Origin of the sequence: Pseudomonas agarici (genome assembly GCF_900109755.1) — a bacterium.
Lineage (GTDB): Bacteria > Pseudomonadota > Gammaproteobacteria > Pseudomonadales > Pseudomonadaceae > Aquipseudomonas > Aquipseudomonas agarici.
In genome coordinates this window covers 57684-69579 of record NZ_FOAR01000019.1, presented here as the reverse complement: position 1 = coordinate 69579, position 11896 = coordinate 57684, and the positions used below count along the sequence as shown (strand labels likewise).

General features: G+C 59.5%; 13 protein-coding genes, 1 tRNA gene and 4 pseudogenes. 5 read left to right on the top strand and 13 right to left on the bottom strand.

What is annotated here, in order from left to right:
• Positions 1-41: 41 nt before the first annotated feature.
• The 6 genes from BMX68_RS17445 to BMX68_RS17420 form a co-directional block, all read right to left on the bottom strand.
• A complete protein-coding gene (locus tag BMX68_RS17445) occupies positions 42-1043 on the bottom strand; it encodes a glycosyl transferase family protein (protein ID WP_017132383.1) in 1002 nt (333 codons plus the stop codon).
• The gene (locus tag BMX68_RS17440) at positions 1040-1375 is read right to left on the bottom strand and encodes a TusE/DsrC/DsvC family sulfur relay protein (protein WP_017132384.1); all 336 of its coding nucleotides are present in this window, start codon (positions 1373-1375) and stop codon (positions 1040-1042) included. Before BMX68_RS17440 ends, BMX68_RS17445 begins: the two co-directional genes overlap by 4 nt.
• Positions 1372-1671, bottom strand: coding sequence for a sulfurtransferase complex subunit TusB (gene tusB, locus BMX68_RS17435; protein WP_017132385.1), 300 nt, complete (start codon positions 1669-1671; stop codon positions 1372-1374). The genes BMX68_RS17440 and tusB overlap by 4 nt, the downstream gene beginning before the upstream one ends.
• Positions 1671-2033 (bottom strand): sulfurtransferase complex subunit TusC, encoded by a 363-nt coding sequence (gene tusC / locus BMX68_RS17430; RefSeq protein WP_017132386.1) that lies wholly within the window; start codon positions 2031-2033, stop codon positions 1671-1673. The genes tusB and tusC overlap by 1 nt, the downstream gene beginning before the upstream one ends.
• Position 2034: 1 nt before the next feature.
• A complete protein-coding gene (gene tusD / locus BMX68_RS17425) occupies positions 2035-2427 on the bottom strand; it encodes a sulfurtransferase complex subunit TusD (RefSeq protein ID WP_017132387.1) in 393 nt (130 codons plus the stop codon).
• A 111-nt stretch (positions 2428-2538) separates the two neighbouring features.
• Positions 2539-3210, bottom strand: a complete 672-nt coding sequence (locus BMX68_RS17420; RefSeq protein WP_017123866.1) for a Bax inhibitor-1/YccA family protein — start codon at positions 3208-3210, stop codon at positions 2539-2541.
• A 122-nt stretch (positions 3211-3332) separates the two neighbouring features.
• Here BMX68_RS17420 and BMX68_RS17415 point away from each other — a divergent pair.
• Positions 3333-3420, top strand: a tRNA-Ser gene (locus BMX68_RS17415).
• A 240-nt stretch (positions 3421-3660) separates the two neighbouring features.
• On the opposite strand, the gene BMX68_RS17410 is transcribed toward BMX68_RS17415, so the two are convergent.
• Entirely contained in the window at positions 3661-4056 is a 396-nt protein-coding gene (locus BMX68_RS17410) for a type II toxin-antitoxin system VapC family toxin (RefSeq protein WP_017132388.1), read from the bottom strand.
• Positions 4053-4187 (bottom strand): annotated as a pseudogene (locus BMX68_RS26430) (AbrB/MazE/SpoVT family DNA-binding domain-containing protein); the annotation flags it as partial. The pseudogene BMX68_RS26430 and the gene BMX68_RS17410, both read right to left, overlap by 4 nt.
• Between BMX68_RS26430 and BMX68_RS26765 the strand changes: the two are divergent.
• The 3 genes and pseudogenes from BMX68_RS26765 to BMX68_RS26160 all read left to right on the top strand — a co-directional run.
• Positions 4171-4269, top strand: a pseudogene (locus BMX68_RS26765) (hypothetical protein); the annotation flags it as partial. The pseudogenes BMX68_RS26430 and BMX68_RS26765 sit on opposite strands and share 17 nt — an antisense overlap.
• Positions 4270-4490: 221 nt before the next feature.
• Positions 4491-4784, top strand: a pseudogene (locus BMX68_RS26820) (DUF8758 domain-containing protein); the annotation flags it as partial.
• On the top strand, positions 4785-5315 hold the full coding sequence (locus BMX68_RS26160; RefSeq protein ID WP_208599906.1) for a DUF8757 domain-containing protein: 531 nt from the start codon (positions 4785-4787) through the stop codon (positions 5313-5315).
• Here the strand turns inward: BMX68_RS26160 and BMX68_RS17395 are convergent.
• The 3 genes and pseudogenes from BMX68_RS17395 to BMX68_RS17390 form a co-directional block, all read right to left on the bottom strand.
• Positions 5272-5748, bottom strand: a complete 477-nt coding sequence (locus tag BMX68_RS17395) for a DUF488 domain-containing protein (RefSeq protein WP_074862420.1) — start codon at positions 5746-5748, stop codon at positions 5272-5274. The genes BMX68_RS26160 and BMX68_RS17395 overlap by 44 nt on opposite strands.
• 215 nt (positions 5749-5963) lie before the next feature.
• Positions 5964-6092 (bottom strand): annotated as a pseudogene (locus BMX68_RS26425) (class I SAM-dependent methyltransferase); the annotation flags it as partial.
• A 141-nt stretch (positions 6093-6233) separates the two neighbouring features.
• Entirely contained in the window at positions 6234-6443 is a 210-nt protein-coding gene (locus BMX68_RS17390; protein ID WP_017132391.1) for a hypothetical protein, read from the bottom strand.
• 308 nt (positions 6444-6751) lie between these two features.
• Here BMX68_RS17390 and BMX68_RS17385 point away from each other — a divergent pair, with 308 nt between their 5' ends.
• Positions 6752-7933 (top strand): sugar transporter, encoded by a 1182-nt coding sequence (locus BMX68_RS17385; protein WP_017132392.1) that lies wholly within the window; start codon positions 6752-6754, stop codon positions 7931-7933.
• Between the two features lie 49 nt (positions 7934-7982).
• Here the strand turns inward: BMX68_RS17385 and BMX68_RS17380 are convergent, their stop codons facing one another.
• Complete coding sequence (locus BMX68_RS17380) at positions 7983-9440, bottom strand: PepSY-associated TM helix domain-containing protein (protein WP_081503038.1); 1458 nt, start codon at positions 9438-9440, stop codon at positions 7983-7985.
• Positions 9430-11835, bottom strand: a complete 2406-nt coding sequence (locus BMX68_RS17375) for a TonB-dependent receptor (protein WP_017132394.1) — start codon at positions 11833-11835, stop codon at positions 9430-9432. Before BMX68_RS17375 ends, BMX68_RS17380 begins: the two co-directional genes overlap by 11 nt.
• Between the last annotated feature and the right edge of the window lie 61 nt (positions 11836-11896).

Here is an 11896-nt window from a genome sequence, read left to right as displayed (position 1 = left end):
CCGGCTCTTGCAGGTTCGCGCACCATCATGAGCCTGATTGGCTAAATCGATTTGTTACGGGCATCCCAGTACTGTCGTGCCTGTTCGAAGGCGTGTTCACGAGGTATGCCGAGACCGCGCAGGGCCAGGGCCATGGTCGACAGCAGGGCCAATTGCGGGTAGCTGTCCTCCACCTCGCCCCTCCAAAGAGCCTTGAGATGCCCGGGCTCCAGCGTCGCCGGTTTCACATGACGCTGCGCGGACAATGCGGGCCATTCTTCCTCCCAGCTTTCACCGTTGGTCGTCCCGTAAAGATGACAGGGGCTGTCGGGATTGACCTCGATCTCACCACCGTCGCCCTTGATCACAATGACCGTATCGCCCAACAGGCCACTGGCATCGCGATGCACGGCCTGGTAGCCGGGATGGAAGATGCTTTGCAGGCCGCAACGGGCGCCCAGCGGGTTGAGGATGCGCGCCAGGGAGTGGATCGGTGAGCGCAGGCCCAGGGTGTTACGCAGGTCGATCATCCGCTGCAGCCGTGGTGCCCAGTCACCCAGGGGGAAAAAGGCGATATTGCCGCTGGCCTGAGCCTGTGCGACCGCCTGCCAGGTGCGGCACAACGGAATCTGCAGGGCACCGAGCAATTGTTCGGTGTACAGCCGGCCCGAGGTATGGGCGCCGCCGCCGTGCATCAGGATCTTCACGCCGTTCTGGGCCAGGCACTTGGCGGCCAGCAGGTACCAGGGCAGGTGGCGCTTCTTGCCGGCGTAGGTCGGCCAGTCCAGGTCGATCGGCAAGGCCGGCGCATTGAGCCGCTCGCGCAGGGCCTCGGTAAATCCGGCCAGCTCCACCGGGCTTTCCTCCTTGTGGCGCAGCAACATCAGGAAGGCGCCGAGTTGGGTGTCCTCGACCTTGTCGTCAAGCAGCATGCCCATGGCCTCGCGGGCTTCCTCGCGGGTCAGGCTGCGGGCGCCGCGCTTACCTTTGCCAAGGATCCGCACGAAAGGTGCAAACGCATGCTCGGTGGGCGTTTCGGTGATCAGAGGAGCAGAGTGGGTCATAAACAATTCGTCGGTTTGGGCAGGCCCGCCAGCTTGGCGGCGAGTTTGGCGGGGGTGCCATTGAACAGGCGATTGAGGTGCAGGCTGTTGCCTTTTTCGGCACCCAGTTTCAAGGCGGTGTATTTGATCAGCGGGCGTGTCGCCGGCGACAGGTCGAATTCCTGATAGAAACTGCGCAACAACTCGAGGATTTCCCAGTGCTCCGGGCTCAGCTCGATGGTTTCCCGGGCAGCGAGGGCGCTGGCGACGGCGGGCGACCAATCGCTCAACTCCACCAGGTAGCCGTCCTTGTCCAGGGCGATGTCCTGCCCGTTCACCGTCAAGGTGTTCATAACCAAGTGTTGACCTTATGGTAGCGGATCGACAGCTCGACAAACCCCGGATAGTCCACGCGCGTGGCCCAGTCCGGACATTCCAGGCCTCGGGCCAGCAGGTCTTCGTCGAGCACAAACAGCGACAACTCGGCGGCACGTTCTTCAAGGGCTTCGAGCGGCAGGCTGCGCGGTTGCAAGGCGTAGACAGCGTCGCCACAGAGCAGCAGCGCATCGTCGCTGCCCAGCAGGCGCAGGCAACTGCCCAGGCGGCTGTCGGTGAACGGAGAGTGAGACAGCACATGCAAGGTCGACATCAGAGAGTAATCACCTGGTCATAACGATTAACGAGCGCGATGGTTTCTTCGGCCGTGAGCAGGCTCAAATCCTCGCCAGTGATCTGGCTGGAAAAAATCCCCCGGTCAGCCAGGCTGTCGCGACAGGCATACAGATTCTCGACACCGAACAGTGACAGCGCCTGAAGGTTAGCGGTCAGGTCTTTCTGCTGGAGCGTCTTGGCGTTCTGTGCGGGCGTCAGCTGGAACACCCCGTCATCCATGAACAGCAGGCCGATGGGCAGATCAAAGGCCCCCCCGGCCAGCACGATATCCAGCGCTTCGCGGGCACTCGGGCCAGACCACGGCGCCTGGCGGCTGACAATCAACAGGGACTTGGGCATTTCAAGGCCCTCCGAAACAAATCAATCGGTCGGCGGCCTGCACGGCATCATGCAACTGCCCCAGTCCGGAGAGTTCCCAGGGCTCGCCCAGATTCACCGCCGCGCGCTGATAGCGCTGGGCCTCTTCACGGTTGAGCACACCGCGTCGCAGCGCTGCGGCGATGCAGACCACACCGTCGAGCTGGTGCTCACTGACGAAGGTCGTCCACTGTTGTGGTAAGTCCTGTTCGTCCTGGGGAGTGACCACATTGCTCGACGCGCTATGCACGCCATCCTGATAAAAGAACAGCCGCACAATCTCATGCCCACCGGCAAGCACTGCCTGGGCGAACAGCAGGGCGCGGCGAGAGGAGGGCGCGTGGGGTGCGGAAAACAGTGCAATGGCAAACTTCATGGGAGACTCTGTCGGCAAATCTGCCGTCATAATAAAGCTAGAAACGCCAGGAAGCTAAATCGTCGACAACAAAAAACCCGCCAAAGCGGGCTTTTCGCTTGAGCGGTGCGATCAGTCGTCGCGACCCATGATGCCGAAGATCTGTAGCAGGCTGATAAACAGGTTGTAGATCGACACATACAGGCTGATGGTTGCCATGATGTAGTTACGTTCGCCACCATGGATGATGGCGCTGGTCTGGAACAGGATGCAGACCGAGGAGAACAGCACGAAACCAGCGCTGATCGCCAACTGTAGACCGCTGATGTTGAAGAAAATACTGGCCAGCGTTGCACCCAGCAGCACGAAGAAGCCGGCGGTGATGAACCCACTGAGGAAGCTCATGTCCTTGCGGGTGATCAGCACGTAGGCCGACAGGCCGCCGAAGACCAGGGCGGTCATGGCGAATGCCGAACTGACGACTTCAGCGCCGCCCTGCATGCCCAGGTAGCGGTTGAGGATCGGGCCGAGCAGGAACCCCATGAAACCGGTCAGGGCGAAGGCGGACACCAGGCCCCAGGCCGAATCGCGTAGTTTGTTGGTGAGGAAGAACAGCCCGTAGAAGCCGATCAGCACGACGAAGATATTCGGGTAGCCGACACGCATCTGCTGGGCGACGAAGGCCATCACACCGCTGAAAGCCAGGGTGAGGGCCAGAAGGCTGTAAGTGTTGCGCAGGACGCGGCTAACCTCTAGCTGCTCAGCCTGCACGCTGTTGTTAACGGCATAATCCTGTTCGCGCATGGCGAAACTCCTTCGGGTTTGAAATGTTCAGTCGCAAAGATCATAACAGAGGCTCTGCAACAAGCTATCACGAGAGTTTGACAGTGTGTTTCATTACGGTATTATGGCGCCCGCACTACATAGGAGGTGTGGCCGAGTGGTTTAAGGCAGCAGTCTTGAAAACTGCCGACTGTAACAGGTCCCAGAGTTCGAATCTCTGCGCCTCCGCCATACATAGACCTCAAAGCCCCGGAATTCGGGGCTTTGTCGTTTCTGGGGGTTGCCAGACCAGACCTTGGCGTCTGGCTCGCTTTGGACAGCCCTGGGATTTCACTGACTGAAGACCACTGACTGACGATCAGTTTGCCTCCTTTGCGAAACAGAGGGGGCGTCCTTGATCTGTTTGTAAGCGAACGCCTGCTGCTGGTCATCCTGACAGGCCAGGGTTCGGGCATCGCTGTTGGCGTAGGTTCAGGTCAGTTTGCGCATGCCTGCTGTTTTTGCGGCTTTGCTATCGAAGGTCACGACGTATTCACAGTCCGCTGCGTGGGCGCTACGTTCGATCAGGCAATCGGCGAAATCCGCTTTGGCTTCGGTATAGCGACGTAGGGCTTGCCAGACAATTTCGGCCCGTTCAACTTTTAGTTCCCTGGTGCGCAGTAGTGTCTCGAGCGTCACGAGGATGTCGCTCTTGTCGGATTGGTAGCAGGACTGAAGTACCCACACCAACTCGACCACCGACACCAGCGTTATATAGCCGAGAGAGGCTACGGACAACGACTCTATCAATGCCGTTGCCTTGGCTGCTTGTGCCGGGTCATCCTGAGCGAGATAACGAGCCAGCACATTGGCGTCCAGACCGATCATCGTGCTTTAGCACCCTCAGCCGCGATAGCCTGGTTCATGTCTTCAATACTGATTGGCCTGGCAGGCTTGCGAATCAACCCTTTGAGATCCCGCACGGAATGACTGGCGGTCATGATGGCAAAGGTACCGTCGCTCAATGACGCTGTGCTCATCCTGCTGCTGGCCGCCCGTATACATTATACGGACGAGGCGGTGCGGGCGTTGGCGAAGAGTTGTTTCTGCAGATAATGTAGAAAGCCGGCTTCGAAGGTATTGCGTCGATCCCCTTCCATGAATACATAAAAGTCTACAATAATTTTTAAACATGTCTTGTTTTACTGATAGATATTGAGTCGGCGAGGGTTTGAGATGATGCCAAGGCCTGCATTGATGACAACTGGTCGTTGCTTCGATTTCTGGCGACAGTAGGAAAACACCAAATGGATCTGGTCTGAATGAGACGGAAAGCTCGAATCCTGATTCTCTGCAAAACGTACCCCTCTCCTAGCGCTAAATACGCTGAAACTTCATGTGTTGCTGGGATGGATGAATTTGGCAATCTCATACGCCTCTACCCCGTTCCATTTCGTCTAGTAACCGGGGATCAGCAATTCGCAAAGTGGCAATGGATCGAGGCTTTTATTGACAGAAGCCCAGGAGATCGGAGGCCCGAGAGCCACAAGATCGGTGTCGATACTATCTCGGTAGGCAGAGCTTTACCGGCTGGGGACTGGAAGGAGCGTTGTAAGTTGTTGGATAAATTGACCATTTACGAAAGCTTTGATGCCTTGGAGGCGGCACGGGTAGATAGCAATGTTACTTTGGGCTTGATCAGGCCTGTCCGAATTGCCACGCTGCATATTCGAAAAGCTGCTTCGGAGGAATGGACGCCGCAAGAAATCGAAAAGCTTGAGCTGATGCAGCGGCAGCCGAGCCTGTTTGATGAGCAGCAAGAGCGGGCAAGTATCAAGCGGCTAGAAAAAGTACCGTTCGATTTTCATTACACTTATGAATGTATGATAGATGGCGAGATCAAGCCCTACACCCACAAGATTGTTGATTGGGAGGCCAGCCAGCTTTATCGAAACGTTCGCCGCCAACATGGTGCAGATGGCTGGGAAGCTCCTTTTCGAAAGAAGTTGGAAGCCGATTTACCTAGTAGGGATCTCCTACTTTTAATGGGAACTATTCACCGTTTTCCTGGGCAGTGGTTGATAGTCAGCTTGATCTATCCACCTAAGCGACAGAGCAAAGAATATCAGCAAATGTCTCTATTCTGAGAGGTAGATGTTCGGTTTTCAGTGAACTCTCCAGCTCCTGAGCGGCTTCCGCGATCAGGCTACGATGGCAGAGCTTTGCGTCCGCCTCGTAACAGACCATACAAATTTTTTGTTCTGCAGCGTCTGACACTAACTCACTTAATATAGCGTTTTGTGTTCGGATGTAGATTCGGAAGTCGCGAGAGTATGCTGACCAATCACCGTCCACCTTGTATCGGTTGCGTATTGGTTTTGGACATCCCAGTGGCGGGCTGTGCTCATATGAAATGCCCGCAACGGCTAAGTTTTCAGCGAAGGCTTTTTTGGAAAAGCCCTTTTTGCGAGACAACGGATATTCCCGAACATCCAGCACCTTGTCGATCTGGGCTTGTTTGAGCTGTGCGATGAACGCGTCGATCACGAGCCCTTCGTAGCCTGCGGTGTAGATGGTCATAGATACTCCCCTTTTGCTTCCATGCGTAATCAAAGCGTAAAAAACGCGGCAAACTATAGCACTGGTTGCTCTTAAAGCGTGCGATGACGATGAGCGGAGCGGGTTGAAGCCTGCACGGGCAAAGGGCGACCGGGTCCGAACCTCCTTTCTTGGGATAGAGACGGATTCCCTTTCAGTCTGTTGGGGCAGTAGATAAACGAATGCTTCCAGGTGGTGTCGCGCACACGCTCTGGCTTGCGGCCTGCTATCGCCAGCAGGATGGCCTGGTCGGTGACTTGGCGGGGACTTTCGATAGCACCGTTGCGGTGCCAGCTTTGCAAGAGGGGAGATTGATAAGGGGCCATTTTCGATCTCCAGAGTGAAGGTCGGAGTAGAAGGATAGGGCAAGGTGCAGAGGTTGAAACTTAGTGGATGGAGCAGTGATGCTGATGTGTAACTTCTACATACTATGGTAGTGGGAAATATTCCTACGTTTGCCATCCAATTCAATGAAGCGTCACTATTTTGCGACTCTCACCGATGCGGATCCTGTCCAGTGCTCGGTTCAACGCATCCAAGGCATCGAGGAGTGCTTTTGCCTCGCTCTCGCGGCCGTCTCCCCAAAGCCGCTCAGCCATTTTGTTCAGCGCCTGGATGGATCGTTCGATGTCTGTCGCGGTGGCCGTCGAGGCGCCTGCTGGCAGTGTCTTTGGCATTTTTAGACCTTCGACTGTGAGGGGCAGATTGATGGCCGGTGGATAGTCACCTGTCGCCGAGCATTATAGCGACAGAACCGCAAGCCAAGCTTCCCGTCCGACTGGCGATCAGCTACCGGTGGAGTGTTTCAAGGTTTGATGGGAGACAGAGAGCAGAACTTTCAGGGCGCCGATCGCAACTTTCCAACAATCAAGCCCCTCCAACGAGCGATACTTGTAGCCATTTCACCTCGACCTGCTGTTCTTGCAAACGCCCGGTGTGCACACCACCGACTGCTTAATTCTTGATAGCGTATGACGGATTTCCAATGAGCGCCCCCGCACCTGAACACACCGGCAACTGGCACCAGGTCATCGCATTGGCCCTGGCCGCTTTTGTCTTCAACACCACCGAGTTCGTACCGGTCGGTCTGTTGAGCGCCATCGGCGACAGCTTCGATATGTCCACCGCCCAGGTCGGGCTGATGCTCACTCTCTACGCCTGGGTGGTGTCTCTCACGTCGCTGCCGATCATGCTGCTCACCCGTAACATCGAGCGGCGCAAATTGTTGATGGTGCTGTTCGGGCTGTTTATTGCCAGCCACGTGTTGTCCAGCCTGGCGACCGGTTTTGGCGTACTGATGGTGAGCCGCATCGGCATTGCCTTGTCCCATGCGCTGTTCTGGTCCATCACCGCCTCCCTCGCGGTGCGTGTTGCGCCACCGGGCAAACAGGCACAGGCACTGGGCCTGCTGGCGACCGGCACCTCCATGGCGTTAGTACTGGGCATTCCCCTGGGCCGATTGCTGGGCGAAGCCATGGGCTGGCGAACGACCTTCCTGGCGATTGCCTTGATGGCGGGCGCGCTGGTGCTGTGGCTGGCCAGGACCCTGCCGCTGTTGCCGAGCCAGAATTCGGGTTCCTTGAGAAGCCTGCCCGTGCTATTCAAGCGGCCAGCTCTGGTGGCGGTCTACGGGCTGACGGCAACGGTGATCACGGCTCAGTTCACGGCCTACAGCTATATCGAACCGTTCATCGAGTCGGTGGCGGGCATGGGCGGCGAGGTGGTGACCTTGATCCTGCTGCTGTTCGGTGGCGCGGGAATTTTCGGGTCGCTGCTATTCAGTCGATTCAATCGGCAACATCCACAGCGCTTTCTGATCGCGGCCACCTCGTTGCTGGCGGTGTGCCTGGCCTTGCTGTTGCCGTTGAGCGGCGACGTTTCGACACTGGGTGTGCTCAGCGTGTTCTGGGGCATGGCGATCATGGGCTTCGGTCTGTCGCTGCAGCGCGAGGTCCTGGTGCTTGCACCGGATGCAACCGATGTGGCCATGGCGCTGTTCTCGGGGATCTACAACATCGGAATTGGCGGTGGGGCGCTGATGGGCAGTTGGGTCGGGCGGCAACTGGGGTTTGCCTATATCGGCGTGGTGGGCGGCGTGTTGGCAGGGGTGGCGCTGGCGTTCTATTGCCTGTCGGTCTATCGCGTTGCTCGGGCCGCTGCGCAATAAATCATCGTCGGTGGCGACGGCAGGAAGCTTACGCCCCCTGCCGTCACTCTTAGGCCACTAGGCCGAGGAAACGGCGCAGCGGCGCGATGCGTGACAGCACGCACCGCTCCAGTAGCCACAACACCAGCATGGACGCCCCCAGCAACGGTAGGTAAACGCCCAGTAGCCCCAGCACGCCGAGCATGACGGCTGGGTAACGGCTCTCGGCCAGGGCGGGCGGCGCACCGAGCGCACCCTGCGGGCGGCGGCGCCACCAGAGCACCAGGGCGCTGAGCGACAGGGTCATCAGGCCAAAGGTGGTGAACAGACCGAGCAACTGATTAGCCAGGCCGAACAGTTGGCCTTCATGGACCGCCACCCCATAACCGATGACGCGGTCGAGCAGTGGCCGCTGGCTGAAGTCAATGCGCTGGCGCACCGTGGCATTGACGGGGTCGAGCGTTAGGTGGGTGCGTTGCGGACGGTTGGCGGTGTCAGAGCGGGCGGTCCAGTTCGGTGCCCGTGCCGAGGGCGGCGAGATCAGCACCGGCGACGGCAGTCCCAGGGCTTGGACCATCGGTGCAAGTCGCTCTAGCGGGCTGTAGTCCGGGGTGGTGAAGGTATTCATCGGTGTGGACATGGGCATGTCGTGGTGCATGCCGGGCATGTTCGCATGCTCGTCGCTCACAGGCAGGTTCATCGCTCGGCGCTGGGCCAGTTCCGAGGCGCGGCCAGTGGTCCAGTCCTGTTCCACGGCATGACTGGCGACCCATTGGCGCAGCTCCTTCAGCGCGCCGCCCCAGAAGGTCGCCCAGGGCAGGCCGCTGAGAATCAACAGGATGGCGAACAGCGAGATCCAGAAACCGACCACGGCGTGCAGGTCACGCCAGAACAACCGGCCACGCCGGCCCAGCCGTGGGTAGATGACTCCAGCCAGACGGTCGTCTTTCGGCCACCAGAGATAGAGTCCCGAGAGCAGCATCACCAGGGTCCAGCCGGCGGCCAGTTCCACCAGGGCCGAGCCGAGGCCGCCCATCAGCAATTCGCCGTGCAAGTGGAACAACTGGCGAGTGAAGCGCTCGTCGTCTGCCACTTGATGCAGAACCTTGGCGGTCACCGGGTCGACATAGACCCGCAGCAGCGCATCGCCCTTACCGACCAGGATCTGCGCAGCCTCGGTCGGGCCATCGGGCAACTGGTAGGCGTTGAGCACGCCACCCGGCACCAGCGCCAGCGCTGCTTGCAACTGCTCATTGATCGGCCGTCGTGGCGCATCGGCCCGGACCTGGTTGTAGGGACCGTCGAGCCAGGCGTCGAGCTGTGGATGAAACAGGTAGATCGAGCCGCTCAGCGACAGGGTGAGAACAAAGGGAATGCAGAACAACCCTGCATAGAAATGCCAGCGCCAGATCAGCCGGTAGAGCCCCGCGCGGCGGAGCCGAGAGGGCGAGGAAACGCTGGGCCTGTTCAAGGGCGCAGGGCTTGCGCCAGGGTGAGTGATGTCGTGGGCGGGCCGATCAGTAGTCATAGTTGAGCCCCAGGAAGGCCGTGCGTTGTGGATAGGGATGGCTGACGAAGTATTTTTCATTGCCCAGGTTGTCGATACCGGCCGAGGCGCTAAGGTGCGCGTCGATCTTGTAGCTGACTTTGACGTCGAACACGCTGTAGTGACTGATGCCGCCATAGGTGTCGTGGTTGCTGTCGGTGTTCAACAGAGTGCTGTAGGCGGCGCTGGAGTAGCGGTAGCCGAGGGCGTAGGTCAGTTGCGCGTTCGAGTGGTAGATGGCCGAAATCCGGCTGCGCCAGCGCGGGATACGCGGGAATTCCTTGCCTTCGGCGGCAGGCGCCCGGGTGTCCTGCTGCACCTCGGACTCGGCGTAGGTGATGCTTCCTGACAGTTCCAGGCCCGCCAGGCCGACGTCCTGGGCTTCGAGCGCGGTTTCTACACCACGGATACGTGCACGGTCGATGTTTTCGATCTGGGTCAGGTTGGGGCTGACCGTGGTGTCTGTCTGCGAGAACAGGGCGTTGCGACGGTTCTCTTGGAACAGTGAGACGCGCAATTGCCGTTGATCCCAGCTGTATTGCGTGGTCCAGTCATAGGAGCGCATGTCTTCGGGTTTGAGGTCGGGATTGTTCTGCACCAGTTGGTTGCCGCTGGTGACCTGCTGGAACAGCTCACTCACCGTTGGGTAGCGCACCGCGCGCCCGAACGACAAGCGGGTTTGCAGCGCCGGGGTAATGTCGAACGCCAGTGCCGCCTTGGGCGAGAAGTTATGGCGGCGCTGCGTGGGGTAGTTGACCTGCGTCGGGGTGGTCGAGGTGTTGAGGTTGAAACCGTCGAAGGCTTGCCAGTATTCCTCGCGACCGCCCAGGGTCAGGGTCCAGCGCGGGGCCAGTTTCCAGGTGTCCTGCAGGTACAGCGCCTGGGTGCGGGTCTCGCCACCGGAGGCGGCGCTCTTCGGGCCGTCGCCGCCGGTCTTCCAGTTACTGACCTGGTAGGTCTGCTGCTCGAGCAGGTAGTCATCGATGTGATAGCCGAAGGTGATTTCATGTGTCTGGTCGAACAGCGGCTGTGGTCGCCAGATGCCGCGAAGTTCGCCGGTCTGCCAGCCGGTGCCGTCCTGTACCTGGCGTGTGCCGGCCAGGGTCTGGCCGTAGCTGGAAGCCGAGCGCGATTCTTCATTGAGGTAGCGGTAGTTGCTGTAGGCCGCGTGCCAGTCGAATGCTCCCTGGGTATCGCTGCCCAGCGACAGGGCGTTGAGCATATGCAACTCATCGGTGCTGCCTGGGTTGAGACCGGACACCGTATAAGCGTTGCCGTCGATATTCACCGGGCCGTTGTAGAAAGTCTGGCCGGCGCTGTTCTTCAGGTAGCTGTCGACGCTGGTATGCGATTCGTCGGCCCACAAGCCCAAGGTGTAAATGGCGGTGATGTCCGGGTCGATGTCCCAACTGAGCTTGAGCTTGGCCTGGTCCTGGACGCTATGGTCGCGGGCATAACCGCCGAACACCAGGCGCCGATTGCCGTTTTGGTCGGTGTCCTGGTGGGCGCCGCTGACCGGCGTGGCCGAAGCGGCGGCTGGCCGACCCGAGAGGTTAGCGGTGGCGAAGCTCATCGGCTGGCCCTGGGCGTCGAGATGGTTGTAGGAGACCCAGGCCGAGAACGGCCCGACGCGATTGCCGCCGGCCAGGCTGACATTGCCGCTGGTGGAGTTTTCGTGGCTGCCATAGAGCTTGAAGTCCTGCTGCGCGCCAGTGATCGCCGCATGGAATTCCGGGCGGGTCGGCATCCGTGTTTCCAGGGTTACCACGCCGCCCAGCGAGTTCCCCGGATAGAGCGCGCTGAACGGGCCATACATGACATCGACGCGGGAAATCTCGCTGGGCGACACCAGGCCCCATCGCGGTGGGAAGTTGTAGCTGTTGCCCAACAGGTTGGAAAGCAGCAGGTCGTCGGCGTAGACCAACGACTGGGCGCTGGACACCGTCCCGGTGGTGCGGGTGGCCACGATGCTGTTGCGGTCGCCGATATAGCGTTCGCGCACTTCGATGCTCGGTAAGTACTTCAGGGCTTGTGCCGAGGTCATCAGGTTGACGCTATCGTTGATCTGTTCGGCGCTACGGCTTTCCACTACCGCCGGTGCGCTGGCGACGGCATGGGGCAGCGGTTGTACCTGATCGTCGGCGGTTACCGTGACACTGCCGAGGACGATGGGATTGACAGCGGTTTTCTGCTCGGCGCTGAGGGTGGATGAGGCGAGGGTGTCGGCCTGTACCGGTAGGGCGCTTGGCAGTAATACCAGGCTGCTGGCCAGGGCCGAAAGCAAGGTCGTGTTCAGGCTCGAGCGGCGTCCGGCCAGCGCTGGGGCGGCCACAAGCGTCAACGCGGCGAGGGCGCGTTGTGGGCGGGTGATAGGCATCGATATAAGTCCGTGATTCAGAGCGACAAAACACTTGAAAAACCACGGGCGCCGGAGCGTT